The organism is Ferrimonas sp. (assembly GCF_048263965.1).
GTDB lineage: Bacteria > Pseudomonadota > Gammaproteobacteria > Enterobacterales > Shewanellaceae > Ferrimonas.
In genome coordinates this window covers 1-22,713 of the sequence record NZ_JBLXDO010000017.1, presented here as the reverse complement: position 1 = coordinate 22,713, position 22,713 = coordinate 1, and the positions used below count along the sequence as shown (strand labels likewise).

At 57.4% G+C, this 22,713-nt stretch carries 16 protein-coding genes; 8 read left to right on the top strand and 8 right to left on the bottom strand.

The window, feature by feature from the left end; genetic code table 11:
• Positions 1–8: 8 nt before the first annotated feature.
• Positions 9–1,070 carry an efflux RND transporter periplasmic adaptor subunit gene (locus ACN0RV_RS14335; RefSeq protein ID WP_417348547.1) on the bottom strand — a complete coding sequence of 354 codons (1,062 nt, stop codon included), beginning with the start codon at positions 1,068–1,070 and terminating at the stop codon, positions 9–11.
• A 1-nt stretch (position 1,071) separates the two neighbouring features.
• A complete protein-coding gene (locus tag ACN0RV_RS14330) occupies positions 1,072–2,082 on the bottom strand; it encodes an efflux RND transporter periplasmic adaptor subunit (protein ID WP_417348545.1) in 1,011 nt (336 codons plus the stop codon).
• Positions 2,083–2,292: 210 nt separating this feature from the next.
• On the opposite strand from ACN0RV_RS14330, the gene ACN0RV_RS14325 reads away from it, so the two are divergent.
• A complete protein-coding gene (locus ACN0RV_RS14325; RefSeq protein WP_417348543.1) occupies positions 2,293–3,015 on the top strand; it encodes a TetR/AcrR family transcriptional regulator in 723 nt (240 codons plus the stop codon).
• Between the two features lie 43 nt (positions 3,016–3,058).
• Here the strand turns inward: ACN0RV_RS14325 and ACN0RV_RS14320 are convergent, their stop codons facing one another.
• The 3 genes from ACN0RV_RS14320 to ACN0RV_RS14310 are packed head-to-tail and all read right to left on the bottom strand — an operon-like array spanning position 3,059 to position 6,019.
• Entirely contained in the window at positions 3,059–4,153 is a 1,095-nt protein-coding gene (locus ACN0RV_RS14320) for an ABC transporter permease (protein ID WP_417348542.1), read from the bottom strand.
• Entirely contained in the window at positions 4,150–5,076 is a 927-nt protein-coding gene (locus ACN0RV_RS14315; RefSeq protein WP_417348540.1) for an ABC transporter ATP-binding protein, read from the bottom strand. The genes ACN0RV_RS14320 and ACN0RV_RS14315 overlap by 4 nt, the downstream gene beginning before the upstream one ends.
• Positions 5,069–6,019, bottom strand: coding sequence for an HlyD family secretion protein (locus ACN0RV_RS14310; protein WP_417348538.1), 951 nt, complete (start codon positions 6,017–6,019; stop codon positions 5,069–5,071). The genes ACN0RV_RS14315 and ACN0RV_RS14310 overlap by 8 nt, the downstream gene beginning before the upstream one ends.
• Before the next feature lie 608 nt (positions 6,020–6,627).
• On the opposite strand from ACN0RV_RS14310, the gene ACN0RV_RS14305 reads away from it, so the two are divergent.
• Positions 6,628–8,139, top strand: coding sequence for a phospholipase D family protein (locus ACN0RV_RS14305; RefSeq protein ID WP_417348536.1), 1,512 nt, complete (start codon positions 6,628–6,630; stop codon positions 8,137–8,139).
• Between the two features lie 41 nt (positions 8,140–8,180).
• Here ACN0RV_RS14305 and ACN0RV_RS14300 read toward each other — a convergent pair whose 3' ends face one another.
• Complete coding sequence (locus ACN0RV_RS14300; RefSeq protein WP_417348535.1) at positions 8,181–9,761, bottom strand: S8 family serine peptidase; 1,581 nt, start codon at positions 9,759–9,761, stop codon at positions 8,181–8,183.
• Positions 9,762–10,363: 602 nt separating this feature from the next.
• Here ACN0RV_RS14300 and ACN0RV_RS14295 point away from each other — a divergent pair.
• From ACN0RV_RS14295 to ACN0RV_RS14280, 4 genes are all read left to right on the top strand, one after another.
• Positions 10,364–11,872 (top strand): flavocytochrome c, encoded by a 1,509-nt coding sequence (locus tag ACN0RV_RS14295; protein WP_417348533.1) that lies wholly within the window; start codon positions 10,364–10,366, stop codon positions 11,870–11,872.
• Between the two features lie 10 nt (positions 11,873–11,882).
• Entirely contained in the window at positions 11,883–12,248 is a 366-nt protein-coding gene (locus ACN0RV_RS14290) for a cytochrome c3 family protein (RefSeq protein WP_417348532.1), read from the top strand.
• A 68-nt stretch (positions 12,249–12,316) separates the two neighbouring features.
• Complete coding sequence (locus ACN0RV_RS14285) at positions 12,317–13,051, top strand: cupin domain-containing protein (RefSeq protein WP_417348530.1); 735 nt, start codon at positions 12,317–12,319, stop codon at positions 13,049–13,051.
• 59 nt (positions 13,052–13,110) lie between these two features.
• On the top strand, positions 13,111–14,238 hold the full coding sequence (locus tag ACN0RV_RS14280) for a hypothetical protein (protein WP_417348528.1): 1,128 nt from the start codon (positions 13,111–13,113) through the stop codon (positions 14,236–14,238).
• Positions 14,239–14,357: 119 nt separating this feature from the next.
• Here the strand turns inward: ACN0RV_RS14280 and ACN0RV_RS14275 are convergent, their stop codons facing one another.
• Together ACN0RV_RS14275 and ACN0RV_RS14270 are read right to left on the bottom strand one after the other, a co-directional pair.
• The gene (locus ACN0RV_RS14275; protein ID WP_286342128.1) at positions 14,358–15,110 is read right to left on the bottom strand and encodes a TetR/AcrR family transcriptional regulator; all 753 of its coding nucleotides are present in this window, start codon (positions 15,108–15,110) and stop codon (positions 14,358–14,360) included.
• Between the two features lie 111 nt (positions 15,111–15,221).
• A complete protein-coding gene (locus ACN0RV_RS14270) occupies positions 15,222–16,322 on the bottom strand; it encodes a cation:proton antiporter (RefSeq protein ID WP_417348526.1) in 1,101 nt (366 codons plus the stop codon).
• Between the two features lie 712 nt (positions 16,323–17,034).
• Here ACN0RV_RS14270 and ACN0RV_RS14265 point away from each other — a divergent pair.
• Together ACN0RV_RS14265 and ACN0RV_RS14260 are read left to right on the top strand one after the other, a co-directional pair.
• Positions 17,035–18,714: an L-lactate permease gene (locus ACN0RV_RS14265; RefSeq protein WP_417348525.1), complete on the top strand. Its 1,680-nt coding sequence runs from the start codon at positions 17,035–17,037 to the stop codon at positions 18,712–18,714.
• A gap of 1,059 nt (positions 18,715–19,773) precedes the next feature.
• Positions 19,774–22,596, top strand: a complete 2,823-nt coding sequence (locus tag ACN0RV_RS14260; protein WP_417348523.1) for an FAD-binding and (Fe-S)-binding domain-containing protein — start codon at positions 19,774–19,776, stop codon at positions 22,594–22,596.
• The last annotated feature ends 117 nt before the right edge of the window (positions 22,597–22,713 follow it).

The following is a 22,713-nucleotide window of genomic DNA, read 5'->3' as shown; positions in this document are numbered from 1 at the left end:
TATCTGTTTCAGTCCTTCTCGACCACTACCACGCGCTTGTTGGGTCTCAGTCGAGACAATCCGGTGGTGACCACCCGGTCACCGCTGGCGATGCCGCCCACAACCAGGGCGCCCTCCAGCCCCATCTGCACCACTTCGACCGGCACAGGTTGCACACTGTCTCCCTGGAGTAGCCACACCTGGAAGCCAGGCTCACTGCCCCTGGCCTGCAAGGCGGTGATGGGCAGTCGGTAGCCGCTGGTGGCGGGCAGTCCGGCCTGACGCAGGTCCAGGTGCACCTCCACCGCCTGGCCGGGCAACAACCCCAGGTCCGAACCGAAGGCCGCCAGACGGGCGATGTAGCTGCCGCGCTGTTCATCCAGCTTCAGGGAGTGCTCCAGGTAGGTCATCTCCAGCTCACCCTGTTGACCCAGGACGGTCACTCTGGGCTGATAATCTTCATTGGGGATGAAGTTCACCGCGTGACTAAGCAGGGTGTCCGGGATATCCACCTCAACGTCGGTGCGGTCACTGCGATACAGGGTCATCACGGTTTCACCGGGGGAGGCGGTCTCATAGGCCTGCTTATCCAGGGCGTCCACCACCCCATCGAAAGGCGCACGCAATTCGGTGTAGGTGAGCATCGCTTCGGCGGATTTGAGGTTGACCTTGGCCAGTCTCAGCTGAGCCGTCAATTCGTCGAACTCGGCCTGGGCCACCAGCCCCTTATCCAGCAGCACGGAGGAGCGCTGCCATTGGCGCTGCAGCAACTCCTTCTGCGCCTTGGCGTCCTGCCACTGCTGCTGAGGAATGTCGTCATCCAGCCTGGCCAGGATCTGGCCCTTTTTCACCGTCTGACCCGGCAGGACATTGAGGCTCTCCAGCTTGCCCTCGATGCGGAACGCCATGCGGGTCATCTCCGCCACGGAGACCTGACCGTTGAACAGGCGTTCGGACACCTGCTCCGGTGCAGTCAGCAGTTGGGCCTCTACCCTCTGGGCCGCCGCAGGTTCAATCTTGGTGTCCTGGGAACAGCCGGACATCAGGGCCAGCAGCGCAGAGGTCAGCGCCAATCTCTTAAAACTCTTCATCTTAGATTCCTCGCTCCCGCTCCCAGACGCGCACCTTCTGACCATTGACCAGGCGGCTGGCACCGGCGGCCACTATGCGATCGCCCCGATTCAGACCGGACACCACCAGGCCCTCCTCGTCCAGGGTCACCTCCACTTCTGAGAGCCTGTGGGTCTCCGGCTCGATGCGCCACACCACCGGGTTGTCCCCCTTGTACTTGACCACGGCACCCTTGGGCAGAGAGACAGGCTGCATCTGCTGATTGAGGGTGCTCAGCTCCACCCAGGCATTCATGCCGGTCAGGGCATTGACCTTGGGAGGACGGGGAAGGGAGAGGGTCACCCGGTAGCTGTTGGTGTCCGGGTCGGGCTGGGAGGCAAACTCCTTCACCTTGGCGCCCAGGTAACGACCCGGGCGGCCGGTGAAACTGACGGCGGCAGCCAGGGTGCCCGCCTCCAGCATCTCGGCGCCATACTGCACCGGCAGATTAAAGCTGATGTCCACCTGATCGTTATTCTCCAGCTGCATCATCATCTGATTGGCCGCCATCACCTCACCGGCACGGGCGTGGGTCAGGGCCACATAGCCATCGAATGGCGCCCGCAGCCGAGTGTCGTTAAGGTCGGTCTGAGCCTGGGCCAGACGGGCCCTGGCCACCTGAAGGTCGGTCTTGGAGCGATCGAACTGGTCCTCACTGATCAGCTTACGTTCAAACAATTTGGCATCACGCTCCGAGCGGATGGCTGCCAAATCCAGCTCCGCCTGTCTGGCCTGTACCGCCAACTCATAGTCCGTGGGGTCCAGCTCCGCCAGCAGTTGGCCCTGGCGAACAAACTGGCCCATGCGCACGTAGAGGCCACGCAGCTCGCCTGAGATGCGAAACGCCATGGCGGCATGCTGAGTGGCGGAGACCTCCGCCGCAAAGGGAGTAACCTGCTGCTGGTTGCCCACAACCATCGCCTTGACCGGCTGTGCCGACTCCAGCTCCGTCTGGGATTGGGCAACGGCACTCCATGCCATTACAATGGTCATCAACAGGATTTGCTTCGAACGAGAGAAAATTGTCGAAGTAACTGCAGTATTTAACATGGTGAACCACGCATACGCTGATAAGAGTGGATTTACTATACGAGCGTATAGCCTATATACTACACGTACGGATAGCAAGCTTGCTATCCACCTGTGTAGCAAATAAAGTTGCGCTAACGCCCGTATTTAGGCGTGGTTAATGAGTGAGGACCAATGACAGCAAAACGATCCGGAAGACAGAGTGCGACCTCGGCACAGCAGACCCGAAAGGTCATCCTATGCGCCGCCGCCGAGCTCTTTGTGGACAAAGGGTTTGATCGGGTCTCAGTGCGGGAGCTTGCCGACAAGGCCGGCGTCTCCCATGGCCTGATCCGCCATCATTTCGGCAGCAAGCAGCAGATCTGGGAGCAAATTTGCGATCTGGTCCTGGAGGACGTCACCCTGCAGGTCAAAACCATCCTGGCCGAACTGGACCCCAAGGTCCCCGCCAATGAGCGCTACTTCCATCTGATCTCCCGTTTCCTGGCGACCCAGCTCCAGGACCCTCGCCCCATGCGGCTGATGGTGGACGCCGTCCGGGACAACGAGATGCTGTTCAACTACTTCCAGGATGCTCCCGCCGACATTGAGCACCTGATGGACTCGGAGCTGAGGGCGGTGCAGGCCCAGGGCTACCTTCAGGGAATGCACGTCAAGGAGATGAAGTGGCTGATCTGCATGTTCAGCGATGCCCCCGCCACTCTGGCGCCGCTGCTGATGGACGTCTATGACACCGACCTGAATGAAGCCCGGGTTCAGCACTGGATGCTTGCCTGTCGTCTGCTGGCCAACCCTCTGGGGATCCCCTTTGACCGGATCCCCAAACCCACATCCCTGGATGAGGTGGCCCTGCCCTGGAGCCGCTGCATCACCGAGGGGATGAGCGAAACCTCCTAAGAAAATCAGGCCCCGCATTGCGGGGCCTGCGCTTAAGAACCGCCTAATCCAGGCTCTTCTTGAACCTTAGGGACGCCACCATCAGCCCCAGCACGGTAAAGCCCGCCAGCCACAGGGAGTCCGGCCACATGGCCCCCAGATCCGAGCCTCGCAGTACCACTCCGCGAATCAGTCGCATAAAGTGGGTCGCCGGCAACACCTCGGCTATCCACTGGGCCGCATTTGGCATCGCTTCGTAGGGAAACATGAACCCCGACAGCAGGATGGAGGGCAGCAGCACAAACACCGTCATCTGCATCGCCTGCAACTGACTGGTGGCGATGGTGGAGATCACCAGCCCCAGGGTCAAACTGGCAGAGATAAACAGCAGGGTGGCAAACAGCAGCTGAGACAGGTCACCGTTGATGGGCACCCCAAACACCGACACCCCCAGCCCCAGGATGATCGCCACCTGCAGCAGGCCGATAAAGATATAGGGGATGATCTTGGCGACCATCAGCTCCAGAGAGTGCACCGGAGTGGTGATCAGCAGCTCAAGGTTGCCCCGTTCCCGCTCGCGGACGATGGCCGCCGAGGTAAAGAGGATCATGGTCATGGTCAGGATCACCCCCAGCAGCCCGGGGACAATATTCACCGCCGACCGCCGTGATGGATTGTAGAACAGCGCCACCTCAAAGGTATTGGGTGGCTTGGGCTTGGAGACAATCAAGTCGCTCAGAGGCATGGTCTGCAACTGCAACAAAGCAGAGCTGATCATGGTGTCGGACCCATCCACCAGCCACTGACCCAGGGTACGCCCCTGAGCCGCCCTCTGGGTCAGGTCATAGGGCAGCACCAGGGCAGCCCGGACCCGGCCTGCGGCGATTGCCTGTTCCGCCTCCACCACAGTGGCCAGCTTCTCAGTCACTTCCACCACCTGGGTGGCCTTCACCGACTCGGTCACCACCCGCCCCAGGGTTGCCTGACTCTGGTCCACCACGGCCACGGGGATATTGCGCACATCGGTGTTGATGGCAAAGCCAAACAGCAGCAGCTGAATCAGCGGGATCATCACCACCATGCCAAAGGTAATGCGGTCCCGGGAGAGTTGGCGCAACTCCTTGAAGACGATGGCCAGAATACGATTAACACTGTTCACTGGCGTCCCTCCCCGGTGCAGGTGACAAACACATCTTCCAGGCTGGGCCTGGCCAGAGTCAGCTCGGCCCCGGTCAGTTCGGGGAACTGCTGGCGCAGCCAGCTTATAGGCTCAGGGACGGAGCGGTCCACCAGCACCCTCAGGCGAATGCCCAATTGAGCGGCGGAGCGGATCTCATCCAGAGGCAACAGCTTCTCCTTGAGCCGACGCAGATCCGGCGCTTCCACCTCCACCACAGTCACCCCCATCTGCTGCATCAGAGTTTCCGGGGCACCGTCGGCACGGACCACACCCGCTTCCATGATCGCCAGAGCATGGCAGCGTTCTGCTTCATCCATATAGTGGGTGGTCACCAGTATGGTGGTACCTGCGTCAGAGAGATCGAACAGCTGCTCCCAGAACTCCCTGCGGTTCTCCGGGTCCACCGCCGAGGTCGGCTCATCCAAAAACAGCAGATCCGGCTTATGCATGGTGGCCGCCGCCAGCCCCAGGCGCTGTTTCTGGCCGCCGCTCATGCCGCCAGCCCTCTGATCAATCAACCGGGTCAGGCCATAGGTCTTCAGCTGATCCTCTATCCTCTGTTGAAGCTGAGCCCGCCCCATGCCATAAATCTGGCCAATAAATTCCAGGTTTTCCTTCACCGTCAGATCATCGTAGAGGGAGAACTTCTGAGTCATGTAGCCGATGCGCAGACGCAGGTCCTCTGCCTGGCGGGGTATCTCCAGCCCAAGCACGGACACACTGCCCTCGCTGGGCTGCAACAGCCCGGTCAACATGCGAATGGTGGTGGATTTGCCGCAGCCGTTTGGTCCAAGAAAACCGAAGATGCTGCCCTTGGGCACCTTGAGGTTGAGCCCATCCACCGCCTTAAAGTCACCAAACCGCCTCACCAGGCCGCTGGCTTCAATGGCGTAGTTACTCATGGGGCATCTCCACCTGGGCGGGCACGCCGGAGGGCAGTGTCATGGCAGACTCAGGCAGCAACACCTCGGCCAGATAGACCAGGCGAGCCCTGTCCTGCTCGTTCAGGGCGTAATAGGGGGTAAAGGAGGGCTCGGTGGCGATCCAACGCAACTTGCCTTCAAAGGAGGATTCCACCCCATCCACATGCACGGTCAGGGTCATCCCAGGCTTCATGGCAACCCGGTAGGGCTCAGGCACATAGACCCGGGCAAAGGGGGCCATCTCCGCCTGAATGGCGGCGACAATGCCGCTCATGGGCACCCGCTCGCCGACGTTGTAGGGCAGGCTGTCCAAGATCCCATCCCGGGTGGCCACCACGGTCAGATCACTCAGGATCTGCTCCTGCAATGCCTGTTCCGCCTGGGCCGCCTCCAGTGAAGCCTGAGCCTGGGTGATGTCTTCGACCCGGCTGCCCCGAGTCAGCTTGGCCAGTTGCTCTCTGGCCGACTCTCGCTCGGCGATGACCGCATCCCGGTTGGCCAGGGCACTGTCCAGTTCAGCCTGGCTGGCCAGCTTTCTGTCCACCAGGGTGACGGCACGCTGATAGTTGGCCTGGGCCTCCACTAGGGTGGCTTCCACCCGGTGCAGATTGGCCTGGGCGGCGGCGATATCCTCGGGGCGCTCACCATTGGTCAGCCTGAGCAGGTAGGCGTTGGCTTTGGCCACCTCTGCTCGGGTTCGGGCCACGATCGCCTTCTGCTGAGTGTCATCCAATACCACCAGGATATCCCCCTGGTGCACCGGGCTGCCTTCGGCGATGGGCGTGCTGCGCACAATCTGATTGGCGGTGGCGGTAAGTATCACCCGATCCCGCTCCAGGGTGCCCAGTGCCTTTGAGGTTCCGTCACCACTGCAAGCGGCGAGCAGAGGAAGAGAAAGAAAGAGGGAGAACAGGGCTCTCATCTGTGGGTCACTCCATAATCTGTGAATGACGTCAGTCTAGGCCTCAGGCATTAATTCACCAGAGGATTAATTCCCACTTTGAGCCCAATTTGATGAATAAGCAAGTTAGAACAATTTGAGTCTAAAGAGAAAATCCAAACCCACCTCGGGCAACGGAGTGGCGGTCGCGTCAGGCTCTCACAGGGGCGTGTCCCCGCGAGAGAACGGATCGACCAGCCCTGCGGACAAGGCCAGGATGCTCCGGCATCAAAAATGCCACTGAATGAGATGTTATTGGCTCCAGCAATTGGCTGGGTACGACTTTCGAAAGGGGGAAAGGAGTGACAACGCTAAGGTGGGACACCTTTTACAGACCGGGGATTGCTCCTCCATCTTTCAGCGGCATCGCCAAAACCAAACGCTCGTCGCAAAAGGTTTGCCTTTGAGGGCGGGAACACGCAGGTTGAGTAAGAAACGATGATCTCTTAATCAGGCCCAAGCGTATAAGCGGGTGATGTTCTGTTGTTCACGATAACCGTCTTGGCGGCCTCCCGGCCGCATTTTTTTGCTTGTTACTCAGGCTAACCCATTGCTAGGCTTAGAGTTCATTCCAATTGGGAGCCTGCATCATGCTCAAGTCCCCGTTGTTGCTCTTATGCCTGCTCCTGGGCGGGTGTGCCACCTCGCTCCCACAGGTGGAACAGCAATCCAGTCACAGCCTGCCGGCACCGGACCACAGCCCCCTGCATCAAACCTTTGCCCCCTTGGTGAATGAACAACCAGGACTCAGCGGCGTTTATCCCATCTCAGATGGCCGTGAAGCCCTGATCATCCGGGTGCTGGCGGCCAACCAGGCGGTCAGCAGTATCGACCTGCAAACCTACATCTATCGAGGCGATGATACGGGTCGGGCCCTGCTCTGGAGCCTGTGGCAGGCGGCGGAGCGCGGCGTCCGTGTGAGGCTGCTGCTGGATGACATGCAAAGTGGCAAGGATGACGCCCTCTCCCGCCTCAACCAGCACCCCAACATTCAGGTTCGCCTGTTCAACCCCTTTACCAACAGGCGGTGGCGCTCACTGGAGATGTTGGGCAGTTTCGACCGGACCAACCGGCGCATGCACAACAAGTCCATGGTGGTAGACAGCACCCTGGCCGTCACCGGCGGCCGCAACATCGGCGATGAGTACTTTGCTGCCAATCAGCAGGTCAGCTTTGGGGATTTCGACGTGATGCTGCTGGGGCCGGCGGTCAACGAGACCGCCACCCAGTTCGACCTCTACTGGAACAGCGACTACGCCATCGGGGTGGAGCACCTGATTCCTGAGCAGGAGAAGATCTCCACCGAACAGATCACCCGGGAGTTTGCCGAAGTGATTGAGCGGGACCAGGCCAGGCAGCAGGCCTATATTGACTCCTTGCGTGATACGCCTCTGGTGCGTCATCTGACCGATGAGACTCTGCCCCTCTACTGGGCAGAGATCCATGTGGTGGCCGACGCTCCGGAGAAGGCTGCAGTTCAGGAGCAGATCCCCACCCTGATGGTGGATGCCCTGGCCCGCTACTTCGAAGCCACCGAGCACGACCTGCTGTTGGTCTCCCCCTACTTTGTCCCCGGTGAAGAAGGGGTCAAAGGTCTGGCCCGACTGGTCAGCCAGGGCGTCAGGGTCCGGGTGCTCACCAACTCCCTGGCCGCCACCGATGTGGTCGCGGTGCACTCCGGTTATAAGGGGTATCGTAAGGCGATGCTGGAAGCTGGGGTGGAGCTGTGGGAAACCAAGCGCTTGCCAGGCCTGGAACCCGGTGCCTGGAACGCCTCCTCTCAAGCCAGCCTGCATGCCAAGACCATGGTGTTTGATGGCAACATCCTGTTTGTCGGCTCCTTTAACCTCGATCCCCGCTCCGCCCAGATCAACACCGAGATGGGGGTGTTTATCCACTCGGACGAACTGGCCGGGGCGGTTAACGACGGGCTGGGAGAGGCGCTGGGACAGGTCGCCTATAAGCTGTCACTGGAGCAGGGCGAGCTCAGATGGCATGACATGGAAACGGGGGCCATCCTCGAGAGTGAACCGGATGCGGGATTCTGGCGACGATTCGGCGCCTGGTTTCTGCAGTGGCTGCCTATCGAGGACCAGCTGTAAGCCACAAAAAAGGGCCGGCGGTGCCGGCCCCTGATCAAGGGTTAACGGTTCTTTTTGCCTTTACCCGGCTTGTCGCTACCGCCACCACCACCGGTGTCACCGCCACCGGAGCCGCCACTGCAACTGGACAGGGCCATATGAGCATCATAGGCACGAACCAGTCCGTGTCCATAGGCATCATCACGACCTGCCACACCCAGATCTTCTGCGGTGCTGGTCAGGGCAGAGCGAAGCTCGGCGTTGCTGCAGGTGGGGTTGTTGCTCCATACCAGAGCCGCGACCCCCACAACGTGTGGCGTGGCCATAGAGGTACCATCGAAGTAGGCATAGTGGTCAGTGGAAACCGCCAGGTTGGCAGTGCCCAGACTGGCCATCAGCGTGGCACCGTCGGTGTCACTGATCCCCACAGATGGAATCTGGGTGGCCGTCTCGCCAAGGGTGCCGTAAAGCATTCCCGGTTCGTTGTTGTAGATCACCGCACCAATGCCGCCATTGCTTTCGCAGTTGAGCACCTTGTCGGCAAAGCTGACGTTACCCCTGGCAATCAGACAGATCTTGCCGGACGCGGCGCAACTGGCTTCGCCGGTACCACAGTCCACCAGGTCGCCGGACACCGACTGAATAGGCGAGCCATCCATCATGGCAGAAGCGATGGCGCTGCCATTGACGGTCAGATCCGATATGCCGGCGCTGTTCATGGGCACGGTAGAGAGCACACCCACACCGGGACCGGAGAGCTCGACCTGATTAGTCTGCTGGGAAAAATCTGCCACTGCCTTGTTCTCATCGATGGCAGCCACAGAGACTACGGAGTCATAGGACGCCGGGTAGGAGTGACGGGTGTTGCCATCATTACCCGCTGCGGCGATGCTCAGAATTCCCTCGGCAAACGCCTGATCGAAGGCGCGCATCTCGGTGCGGTTGGAGCGTGAGCCACCCAGGCTCATGTTGATCACCATGCGGTCCAGCTGACGGTCAGCCTTAGCCGCCTTACAGGCATCCAGGGCCGCCACCAGACCCGAGGAGTAGGCCCAGCCATCGGCACCAAACACCTTGATGATGTGCAGGTTCAGGTTGTTGTTGGGCAGAACGCCCACGACACCGACACTGTTGGCCACACCGGCGATGGTGCCGGCCACGTGGGTGCCATGACTGTTTTCATCTGTGTTCCAGCTGCCGGTGCCTGGGTCATTGGTACCCTGAACCGCGCCATTATGGTTGAGATCTTCATGGCCTCCGTCATAACCGGAGTCGATGATGCACACCAGGGTATTGGAGGCGGCAGAGTCGGACAGCATGTCCGCCTGCACCATAGGGATGCCATAAGGGACGGTCTGGGACATCATGTACCGCTTAACATCCGCTTCCAGGTACTCCACGTTGGGATTGTTCTGTAATCCCTTCAATGCCTGTGCCGGCAGACTGACTGACATGGCGTTGTGATTGGCGAGCATACGCTCGACCTTGCCATTGCCCTGGGCCACACTGGCCGCCACGCCTTGCCCCTTGCCTGCCTTGAATTTAACGATATAGCGTTCCATCTCAGCCGCATGGCCAAGGTTCACCAGGCCAAGAGCCGCTAGCGTAGTGGCAGTCAGGGCACTTTTCTTTATCAGAGTCATAGGTTCTACCCATTGATAGTTATGATTATTACTTCCTTCAGGCCACGACTTCACACTGTGACAAAGAGCAACCTAGGCCGCCATTTCTGGTGTGTAAAGGCCGAATGATTGTCGTTTTCAGGCCGATGCATCATCACAGGCCTTTTCCAACGAACAATTCGCCACGCTTGAGCAAATTGAAAGGCATAATCTCCAGCAAAAACCAAAACCAGCACCGATTTCAGTTTTTTTCGTCAGCCCTCTCTCAATTTCCAGTGTGATTTGCCAGAAAACCTTTCACACCAACACTTTGCAACATTTCATTAACCTGGCCAGACCACAACCTTTTTTTCTTACTAATCAGAGAGGAGTGAAAAAACTCTTTTGAAGGAGATCACGGATTAGGAGAGGTGCCGTTCGGCGATCCAAGCCACACTCTACGCAAAATCTGAGAGCCGACTCGGATTCATTTCAACTCAGCTCTAATTCCATTCGCCATCTCAGTAAAATAGTTCACCCTGGCCACCGCCGATGAGAACAGTTTCTCCATAAAGCCATCACGGCACGGGAAGAGGCATCCCCGTAACCTTCACCTCACACACACTCTCGACTTTGGAGAAATCATGTCGAACAGACGTTCATTCCTGCGACTCGGTGCCGGTCTGGCCGCCGGTGGCCTGGCAGCAGGATTGCCCGCGGTGGCAACCGCCGCCCCCGCCACCAAATGGGATGAAGAGGTTGATGTGCTGGTGATCGGTTCCGGCTTCGCCGGCCTCTCCAGCGCACTGAATGCCAAACGTCAGGGTCTGGGCAAGGTCCTGGTCCTGGAAAAGATGCAGGTGATTGGCGGCAACTCCGCCATCAACGGCGGCTGGTTCGCCGTGCCCAAGAACCCCATCCAGCTGTCTCAGGGCATCGACGATGACAGCCCAGCCGAGTTGGTGAAGGACCAGATGATCTCCGGCCGCGGCATGGCCGATGAGGCGATGCTGACCCAGATCGCCGAACACGCCCTGGGCGCCTACCACATGTGCGTCGATGCTGGCGTCGAGTTCCGCAAGAACTTCAACATCCAGGTGGGCGGCCACAATAAGGCCCGCGCCATCCGCACCAAGCACGGCACCGGCGGTGACATCACCACCAAGCTGTATGAAGCCGGCAAAAAAGAGGGGGTCGAGTATCGCCTGCAACACTACATCGAAGATTTCATCCTCAATAGCCAGGGTGAGGTCGAAGGTGTGATGGTTCGCCGCGGCTATCGCTTCCCTGACCAGAAGACGGGCTCTCTGATCCGCATCAAGGCCAACAAGGCGGTGATCTGCGCCTCCGGCGGCTTTACCCGTAACATGGCCCTGCGCGCCGCCGTGGACCCGTCACTGGATCCCACCCTGGACGGCACCAACCACCTGGGTGCCACCGGCGAAGTGATGCTGGCCGCCATGGCCCACGGAGCCCTGCCCGTGCACCTGAACATGATCCAGACCGGCCACTGGGGCTCTCCGGACGAAGGCGGCTTTGGCTGGTCCAACGCCCTGCTCTCCATCGGCTGGCATGAAGGGATCTCCGTCAGCGTACTCAGCGGCAAACGTTACATGAACGAGCGCGCCGACCGCCTGACCTGCTCCACCGCCATCATGAAAAACCGCCATCAGGACGGTACTCCCGCCTACCCTCTGGTGCTGTTCAACTACAACGACCACCCGGATGATGACCGTGTGGTCCGCGCCCTGCGGGACGAAATGGCCTGGAAGGTCGACAGCCTGGAGCAACTGGCAGAGAAGTTTAACCTGCCCCTGACCGAGCTGAAACAGACCCTGGCTCAATGGAACGCCCAGGTAAGCAAGCGCACCGATCCCGACTTCGGTCGCAAGATGGACACTGCCGTCGAGCTCAAGCCACCCTTCGTGGTCAGCCGCATCTGGCCCAAGGTGCACTACTGCATGGGCGGCCTGAAAACCGACATGGGTGGCCGGGTGCTGGATTGCCGCACCATGAAGCCCATCAAGAAGCTGTACGGTGCTGGCGAGGTAACCGGCGGGGTGCATGGCCACGCCCGCCTGAGCTCCACCTCCTGCCTGGAGTGCCTGACCATGGGCATGATCGTGCCCAAGACCATCAAAGCGGACGCCTGAGGAGAACGCCATGAAACGAGTACTGATCTCCCTGGGGCTGATGCTGGCCCTGTGCAATACCGCTCAGGCCGGTGATCTGGTCAAGGTAAAGGGCGCCATAAAGGGCCGCACCAATCACCAGTTTATTTATGAAGATGGCTGCAAAACCTGCCACGAGGGCTCTGCTCGCAAGTATGTGGACGACAGCGCCTGCATCGACTGCCACGGCAACATCAACGACATCGAGGTGACCCGTGACCTGGTGCTCGAGGAGGCCAATCCTCACAAGAGCATCCATTTCAACCAGGGCGCCAGCTGCCTGGCCTGTCACGCCGAACACCAGACCAAGGCTCCGGTCTGCTCCGAGTGCCACCGCACCTGGTTCGACGAGATGTAACCCATTTGGCGGCAGGCACCGTGCCTGCCGCCTCAAACACAACAACACCTATATATAGGAAGAGAATGATGAAGAAACTCGCACTGATCCTCGGCGCCCTGTGCTCCGGTTCCGTTATGGCCAACGCCCACCTGGAACACGCCCAACTGCCCTACCAGCAGGCTACCGCCATCCCTTATGATTCCACCCCCTACTCTCCTCAGGCCACCATGCCTGAGCAGTGCCGCGACCCTCTGGTGGAACAGTACATCGCCGACTGGGAAGCGGGCCGTGTAGACTTCAACACCATCAAGTCCAACGACTCCATCGCCAAGGACCAGCGCTTCTGCAAGACCATGGATGACGACGGCAACATCATGGAAGCCAAGGACTGCAAGCTGGAGAACGCGCCCGTAGGCTACCTGTGGAAAGAGCTGTCCGACGCCCCTGTGGTTATCGGCATCACCAACGGCGGCAAGTCTGACCACGCCCCCCACTTCCACGGCCAGCCTGAGTGCTACTACGCCGTATCCGGCCGCGCCCGCACCCTGGCCGACGGCCAGTACAAGTGGATGGAGAAGGGCATGTACTTCTACATCCCCGGCAACACCATCCACAACACCCCCATCACCGATGAGCAGGGTTTCGGCGTGATGTACTGGTACCCCAAGAACGCCCACTTCGACGGCTTCAAGTACTACTGGCGTAAGGATGTGAAAAACCTGCGCGTAGCGGAAGAGGCGTTCGACCGTGTTGACGCCCTGCGCAAGGCCGCCATGGACCTGGGTCCATACGGCACCAACCAAGACAAGTTCGAAAAATAAAAACGACGTATCAGATTTTTGAGCCGGCCTTGCCGGCTCGGATTAAGGCAGTGAATACAATGAAACACGCAACCAAGCTTTCCCTGGTGGCAGGTGCCATCTTCGCCCTGCTCAACCCAGTGGCCCAGGCCCAGGAAGACGGCATCAGTGTCGGCGGTGCCGTACGGGTGAACTACGGCCTGAAATTCTACAGCGACAGCTCCAAAGACAAGGCTGGCGATCTGACCTTCGACATGGCCGCCATTAAGTTCAACGGCAAGCACGGCGACTGGGGCCTCTCCTCCGAGTACCGCTTCACCTCCGGCACCCACTACATCAAGTACGGCTACGGCTACTACGACGCTACCCCGGAGTGGCAGATCCAGTTCGGCATCAACAAGGTGCCCTTCGGTAACCGCGATTTCATCTCCAACAGCTGGTGGTTTGGTATCCCCTACTACCTGGGCTTCGAAGATGACCATGATGTGGGCATCAAGGCCACTTTCGACAACGGCAAGTGGCACACCGACCTGGGTTTCTACAAGAACCCCGAATACGGCGCATCTGAAAACAAGCGTTACGCCACCGACCTGTACACCGGCACCATCAACGGTACCGAGTACTACAACGAAGAGACCAACCAGCTGAACCTGCGCCAAACCTACACCGTGGAGCACGACGGCGGCAGCACCACCATCGGTGGTTCGGTTCAGTGGGGTCAGATCTACAACAGCAAGACCGAAGACAATGGCGACCGCTACGCCATTGCCGCTCACCTGGACTCCAGCTTCAACGGTTGGAACATCCAACTGCAAGCGATGCAGTATGAGTACGATGCCAAGAATCAGGAGGGGGTGGATCCCAATAAGATCGGCGTTTCCGTGGTGAGCTGGCAGTACGAGATCGCCTCTAAGGGCCAGGCCTACAACTTCAACATCGCCAAGACCATCCCCACAGACTGGGGCAGCGTGAAGATCTACAACGACTTCGGTGTGATGACGCCTGACACCGACGACGACAGCTTTGATAACAGCTACCAGAACGTCACCGGTGCTGCCATCGCTGCGGGCCCGCTGTACATCATGGCGGATTTCGTGATGGGCAAGAACATGACCTTCTCCACCGAGATGGATGACCACGTTGGCCTGAAGGAAGCGGGCGACGGCTGGGACCAGCGCATCAACATCAACTTCGGCTACTACTTCTAAGGCTGAAGTGACACTCAACTCCTGACACACGCCCAGGCTCCCGCAAGGGAGCCTTTTTTGTTTCCCTTATATAAAGGAAAGGCTCCCCTGGGGGAGCCCACTCATCTGCACCACTGAACTCAGCCGCCCAGCTTCTCCTGCATCGCCATGCAGCGGGCACAGCTGTTGAAGTCACGGCGATTGGCCTGGTAGTACATATGTACTCTAACCCCCACCCGCTCAAACAGTGCCAGGGTCAGAGGCTCACGCCAGCCGTAAGGCTTGAATACATTCTGCAGCTGCCGGAACAGAGTCTGACGCTTCTCCTGCAGGAACTCCTTACCAATGAGGCGGCACTCATAGGCGGACAGGGCACCGCTCAGGTAGAAGGTGATCGCCTGTGCCAGCTCCCTCACCTCGTCATCAGACGCCACCAGTTCCCCCTCGGTTACCGCCTGCTTCAGGTATCCGGTGATCCTCTCCCAATAGAGGTTAATGCGATTCTCAAACGCCTTGGCCTTGTCGGCACTGGCCAGGCGCCACACCCGACTGTTGACTGCCACCTGGCGAACCAGGTTGAAACTGGGAGAGAAGTAGGTAGCCTCGAAGGTAAAGATGATGGGCAACAGAACCCGCTCTATGGCAGACATTCCCGGATGCAGGGCTTCGAAATCATCGAAGTGATTGCAAGTGGCGTTACGCATGAAGCAGCACACCAGCAGGTCCTCTTTGCTCTCAAACAGCTTATAGAAGGTAGAGTTGGCAATCTCCGCCTCCTTGGCAACCTGGGAGAGCTTGAATGAGATCAACCCCTGCTGATCGATCATCCCTTCAGTCACATCGAGGACGGCCTGACATTTCACCCTGAGGGCATCGGTGTGGGGACAGCGCATGACAGTTGACCTATAAAACAGAAACCCAAAGGACTATTTTACTGAAGGTCAATCAAACTCTCCGGACTCCCATCACATCTGTATGACCCCTTTGGGGCTGCCTTTCCAGAATCACGATCCGCTCACAGAGCGGCTCGCCAATGGGCGCTGAATCAATAACTCAAACAGTATCACGCCATAACAGGCAGCCTGTATGGTCCACCAGGCGGTCACCGACACAGGAATGGAGAGCACCAGGGCCAGGGTGACGGGCCCATGTACAGGCAGTTGCCACCACAAGGAGGCAGACTTCGGGCTGAGTGGGTGATTGAACCAACGGGAGGTGGCCCACAGCAGCGGCACCCTGGCCATCAGGCACAGCCCAATGGCCGCCAACATCACCCAGTAGCGCTCGGTAAACATGGAGAGGGTCAAGGAGAAACCCAGAATAAGAACCAGAAGATCCGCTCCCAGTCTTGCACCCTCCTCCACAGCCTGATTGCCACCACTATCCAGCTGCGGACGACTGAACAGCACCAGCAACAGACAAACCGCGGCCCCGGGCAGGCCCAGCCACCACTCTGCCCCCCAGAAGCTCAGGTAAGCCACGGGCAGGGTCAGGCCCGGATTCCACTTGATCAGTGGACGAACAATAAAGGAGAGAGCCCAGGCAGTCAGCAGAGAGCTAACCAGCAACCTCACGAAGGTCAGGGCAAACTCTGCTGCCAGAAGTTCGTCAACTGACCCCGCCTTTACCAGCACCATCAGCCCCACCAGGGCAAAGAGCTCGACCCAGAGTCCCTCCCCCTCCAGCAGCACCAACAGCGAGCGCTGGCGTTGAACCAACTGGCTGCTCCAGCTGGGATCGGACGCGGCCAGCAGCAGGCCAGCAATAACTGCAGAGATCAACGGAAAGCCTGGATGGCCAATCAACAGATAGAGGCCCCAGCTCACCAGCATCAGGGTCAACAGAAACACCAGAGTGGCAGGGACAGCAACCCAGGGCCATAGTGTCCGCAGCCGTCGACGTGAGATCATCTGGGCCGCATGCACCAGCAACCAGGGCAATATCAGGTAGAAGATGGTCTGAGTCAGCCCTGCTGCGGTTACGCCAGTCTGCCATTGGAATGTACTAACAAGTTGGCCCACAAGTAAGCCAACTGTTAACAAGATGATGTGCCGGGTCATCAGCCGGACGTTTCGCAGTGCCGTCACCAGGGTCACAGCGGCCATTATCAGTAGCCAATTTCCCTGCAAAATCCACCTCAAATTTGTAGGAGATTGATTTACCAAAGCTTAGTATGGACTACCGGGAGCACTTTGTGATCTGGCGCAAGATGAGTTGTGCAAAAACTAAACATGACGACGTTTTGTAATTAATATTCAGTAATAACGCCGCAATTCGGCAATAACCCAATTTATCTAGTTATTTTCCTACACTTTCAAGCCGTCATAGGCGAATATTTTCGCCTCATGCCAAATTTTCCCCTAAATCGAATTTGTCACGAAGTTAGTCGCCTTATTCACTTTTATGATTAATGTTCATTTATATATTCCAAAAGTATCCATTATGACCCTTTAGTGACTCTAAGCTTGCAACACCCCCCTAACGCCACCACGACCTATCTCATTGATTATATTAAACTTTTGCTGATTGTGAAAAAATGGTTATAAAAACAGCTTTTTTATTGCGATCTAGATCACAGTCAAAAATCCCGCCATAAGTGCCCGGATCACACTTTCCCACCATTTGGGATGAGAAACTCATTCCCGATTGCTACTAAAATGTGAAGTTCATCCATATTGATCTAGGTCAATTTTCTGAGGTGCTTTCCGCTATTGAATACGCTACCAATTACTATCGTTCAACCAAGCATGATTCAAATTTGGTTGACTATAGTGAAACTGAAACAAAGTAATCATTCCTCAATAGAAGGGAAACGGCGTGAATCTCATACAGACCATCGCAACGCTCACACCGATTATTTCGGTACTCGTATTCTTGGTGCTCTTGCGCTTGCCTGCTTCCAAGGCAATGCCAATCTCCGCAGTATTAACCGGTTTGGCGGCTGCCTTCATCTGGCAGATGGATACCGCAATTCTAAGCGCATCCGTCGTCCAGGGTATGTTGGACGCCATTACCCCTCTGACCATCATCTTCGGTGCGATTTTCCTGCTGAAGACGCTGGCCGCTTCCGGTGCCATGGATACCATCCGTGCGGGCTTCACTAACATTAGTGCTGACGCCCGTGTTCAGGTCATCATCATCTGCTGGCTGTTCGGCTCCTTCATCGAAGGTTCCGCCGGTTTCGGTACCCCTGCTGCTATCGGCGCTCCTCTGCTGGTACTGCTGGGCATTCCGCCTCTGGCTGCTGCCTGTGTGGCCCTGATTGCTGACTCCACCTCTGTATCCTTCGGCGCCATCGGCCTGCCCGTACTCTTCGGTATGGACAAGGGTCTGGACGCTGGTGGTGTTTCCATGGCTGCAGATCAGATTGCTGCCCTGGGTGCCACTGCTGGCTTCGCCGACTACGCTCAGCTGATTGCCAAGCACATGATCACCATCGACCTGTTCACCGGTACCCTGGTACCTCTGACCATGGTTGCAGTGCTGACTGGCTTCTTCGGCCGTAAGAAGTCCTTCGCCGAAGGTCTGCAGATCTGGAAGTTCGCTCTGTTTGCTGGCCTGGCCTTCACCATCCCAGCCTGGCTGATCAACTTCTTCGCCGGTCCTGAGTTCCCATCTGTAATTGGTGCTCTGGTTGGCATGGCCATCGTGATTCCTGCTGCCAAGAAAAGCTTCCTGCTGCCCGCTCAGCCTTGGAATGACTTCGCCGAGAACGACGGCAAGGCCGCTCCTGCTGCCGCCGGTCAGCCTCAGTCCGCTGGTGCCGCCGCTGCCAAGCCTCAGTTCTCTCAGCTGGCTGCCTGGACCCCTTACCTGGTTATGGCCGGCCTGCTGGTTCTGTCTCGCGTAGTTGCTCCTCTGAAGAGCTTCCTGCTGAGCTTCAACCTGAGCTTCCCCAACCTGCTGGGTACTGAGCTGGGTTCCGGCTTCAAGACTCTGTACGCCCCTGGCGCCTTCTTCGTCGCCGTGTGTATCCTGGGCTTCTTCATCTTCAAGATGAAGCCTAAGGCCTTCTCTGGTGCGTTCACTGACTCTTGTAAGTCCATGATCCCCACCATCATCTCCCTGGGTGCTTCCGTACCTATGGTGAAGATCTTCCTGAACTCTGGCGCCAACGACGCTGGCCTGATGTCCATGCCTAAGGCACTGGCTGACATGCTGGCTAACTCCATGGGCGCCGTGTGGGAGTGGACTGCTCCGGTCGTAGGTATCTTCGGTGCCTTCCTGTCCGGTTCCGCAACCTTCTCCAACATGATGTTCTCCGGCCTGCAGTACTCCGTAGCCGACAACCTGGGCATGAACCACGCCCTGGTACTGGCCCTGCAGGGTATCGGTGCTAACGCCGGTAACATGATGTGTGTAATGAACGTTGTTGCTGCTGCTACCGTAGTAGGCATGGCGGGTCGTGAGTCTGAGATTATTCGTAAGACCATGCCTGTTGCCCTGGCCTACGCCATGGTTGCCGGTACCATCGCCTTCTTCTGGGGTGGCTACTAATAGCTCCTAGAAGATCGTAAAAAAAGCCGGGCCTATAAGGGTCCGGCTTTTTTAATTTCAATAGCACTTCATCTGCCTGCCGCTGTTAAAATCCACCTTGGTGAATCTGACTTACCTAATATTTAGCGCACCCGATTTAACCTCATATTCACCATCCCGCATTACTCACTGCTGATTAAACCCCCTCCCCTATCCAGCACCACCTGCCGCTCAAAGAAACCAAAAACAGCGTTGTGCATATAAACAAGTTAGCGAAACTCAATGATGCCAACTCCGAAAGAGTGAGTAAGCTTCATGAGTGGCATTCGCGTTTCCGGTGCGGCGCTCAAACCCTATGATTGACTCCTCGGGCCAGCAACACATTAGTCGGCTTAACCGAAAGCACAACAAGGGTAAATCTGGCCATGGGGACACCTCTCTTAAGTCGTTCGCCGACGCCCTGGCCACCAGGGGTAAAAGCCACTTACATGAATCAAGCAACTGACGCCATTTTGAGGAATGCCCAGGACTTCGACGATTGTCCAAAAACATGCCCAAGACACTATTTAGCCTGGGTTATTTAGGATCTCGATTGCCAGAAAGTTAGTAGTTGAAGCCGTGCTGCTGACGCAAGTCCAGCGCCGCAAAGGGCACCTTACTGAGTTGCTTTAATCAGCCTGTTCATTGCAAAACTGAGCTCACTCAGCATTCGGTAAAGGCTTAACATCGTGACGGCCCCAATCAGGTGGCCACACACAAAAAATACGCCCCCTGAAGAGTAACCATCTACACCATCCTTCCACTCATCCGATCAGGTGAACACGCTTTCGCCTCAAACAAGATTAAGTGATCTTTCTTCACTAATTTTGTTCATTTGCACAAAAATCTTGGTCAATTTCGCCTCTATATTCAGTCATCCGCCCAAAGACCCTGAATTCGCTTATGGCATAATATTTATACTGAATGAATGTGATCCAGGTGCGGCTTTTACCAGGGACAATGAATATTTGTTCAAATATTTGACTCCCTTGGTACAAAATATAAGGGTAAATAAAAGTGCTAACTGCTAACTATAGTGAAGTGGCTAACAAGCTTAGCCAGATTCTTGATGCTAATCGCGTCCATACCGACAACCTCCGCCGAGTTGCTTGGGGTACCGACGCCTCTTTCTACCAGAAGCGTCCACAGATCGTGGTCCACCCCAAGACCGAAGCTGAAGTCTCCGCTTCACTGGCAGAATGTCATGCCAACAAAACTCCTGTTACCTTCCGTGCCGCTGGTACCGCCCTGTGTGGTCAGGCGATCTCCGACTCCATCCTGATGGTAGCCGGTGGTGACTGGGACAAGTACGAAGTGCTGGACGGCGGTGAACGTATCCGTCTGCAGGCCGGTGTTATTGGTTCCAAGGTCAACCAGGTACTGAACCCGCTGGGTTGGAAGTTCGGTCCAGATCCAGCCACCATCGCCTCTGCCATGGTTGCCGGTATTGTGTCCAACAACGCCTCCGGCATGAACTGCGGTACCCACGCCAACTCCTACCAGCTGATTGATTCCGCCCGCATCGTAATGGCCGACGGTTTCGTCCTGGACACCGCCAGTGAAGCCAGCCGTAAAGAGTTCACCGCCAAGTACCCTGAAGTGATCAAGGGTATCGAAGCGATTCGCGATGAGATCATGGCTGACCAAGAAGTGGTTAACCGCATCAATCGTAAGTACTCCATTAAGAACGTAACCGGTTACGGCATGAACTCCTTCGTGGACTTCTCCGACCCGTTCGACATCATCCTGCACCTGATGGTGGGTTCTGAAGGTACTCTGGGCTTCCTGTCCGAGATGACCATGAAGAGCGTGCCAAAGGCGACTCACTCTGCGTCCGCCATGGTGTACTTCGACTCTCTGCGCGGCGCCTGTGAAGCGATCGTTGAACTGCGTAAAGACGCCTTCGACGAAACCAACGCCGCCGAGCTGCTGGACAACTTCGCCCTGAAGGCGGTAGCTGCGTCCAAGTACCAGACCCCAGACTTCCTGGCCGACATCCATAAGGACGTGACTGCGGTACTGTTCGAAACCTTCGGCATGAGCCAGGAAGAGATCGACCGCAACACCGCCAAGATGAACGCCATCATGGAGAAGCACGGTCTGTACCGTCCTGTTGAGTTCACTCAGAACGGCTCCGAAATTGCCAACATGTGGGCCATCCGTAAGGCGGTATTCCCTCTGGCTGGCTCCATGCGCCCTGCCGGCACCTCCTGCATCATTGAAGACATCGCTTTCCCAATCGAAGTGCTGCCTCAGGCCACCATCGATCTGCAGAACCTGTCCTTCGAGCACGGCTATAACGATGCGGTGATCTACGGTCACGCCCTGGAAGGTAACTACCACGTAATCTTCTCCCAGGACTTCAGCACCCAGGCCGAAGTAGACCGCTTCGACAACTTCATGGAAGCGGTAGTAGAGCTGGTTGCCACCAAGTACGACGGCTCCCTGAAAGCTGAGCACGGTACCGGCTTCGGTATGGCGGCCTTCGTAGAGAAAGAGTGGGGCACCCGCATCTACGACCTGATGAAGCGCACCAAGAACGTTCTGGACCCTGCGGGCATCCTGAACCCAGGCGTGATCATCAACGATGACCCACACTGTCACTCCAAGGGCTTTAAGCCTCTGCCTCAGGTACACGACATCATCGACAAGTGTATCGAGTGTGGTTTCTGTGAGCAGCACTGTGTGGCCCACAGCCTGACCCTGTCTCCTCGTCAGCGTACCGCGGTAGCCCGTGTGATGAAGACCCTGGAGACCACCGGCAAAGAGCCCGAGGTTCTGGCTGACCTGCAGGCCAACTACAAGTACTTCGCCATGGACACCTGTGCCGCCGACGGCCTGTGTAAGCTGGGCTGTCCCATGGGCATCGACACCGGTAAGTTCATCAAGGTTCAACGTGCCAAGTACGCCACCGGTACCGACAAGAAGGTAGCCAACTTCACTGCAAACCAGTACGACAACCTGGAAGGCGTTGCTCGCTTCGCCCTGGGTGCAACCGATATCGCCCGTGCCGTCATCGGCGAAGGCGGCATGGGTGGCATCACCAAGATTGCCCGTAAGGTTATGCCTGGCATGCCTATCCCTCTGTGGACCTCCGGTATGCCTAAGCGCGGTAAAGCCCTGCCTGAGATGAAGACTGCCGGTGACATCAAGGCCGTTTACTTCCCAGCCTGTCTGAACCGTATGCTGGGTACCGCTCCTAACAACCCTGATCAGCGCTCCGTTCCAGAGACCATCAAGGCTCTGTTCGAGAAGTGCAACATCGAGATGCTGTGTGGCGAGAAGCCTCAGGGTCTGTGCTGTGGTCAGTCCTGGGAATCCTACGGTCACAACGAGCAGGCGGACCGCAAGTCCGACGAGCTGTCCAAGTGGCTGCTGGAAGTGTCCAACAACGGTGAGCACCCCATCCTGGTGGAAACCACCGCCTGTCTGGAGCGTATGCGTCGTTCCTGTGACAAGCGCCTGAACATGTTGGGTCCAGAAGAGTTCGCCATGCAGTACATGGTTGACCGCCTGGACATCAGCAAGATCGAAGAGAAGATCGCGGTTCACCCAACCTGTACCTGCCGCAAGATGGGCATTGTTGATGACCTGGTTGGCCTGGCCAAGCTGTGTGCCTCTGACGTAGTTGTACCTGACCGCGACAAGGTTGGCTGCTGTGGTATGGCCGGTAACCGTGGCATGAACTTCCCAGAGCTGAACGAGCACGGTCTGCGTCACCTGAAAGCAGAAACCAAGGACAAGGGTTGCACCAGCGGTTACTCCGTATCCGCCACCTGTGAGATTGGCCTGACCACTCACTCTGGCATCCCTTACAAGAACATTCTGAGCCTGCTGGACCGCGCGTCCAAGCCTAAGCGCTAAGACTGCCTCTTGAACTGAAAAAGGCCACCGAAAGGTGGCCTTTTTTATGGTTCTTCGCACATTAGCGGGAACTAGATACGAAAACGGCTGGAAAGGTTATTGTGTAGTCGCCAAACA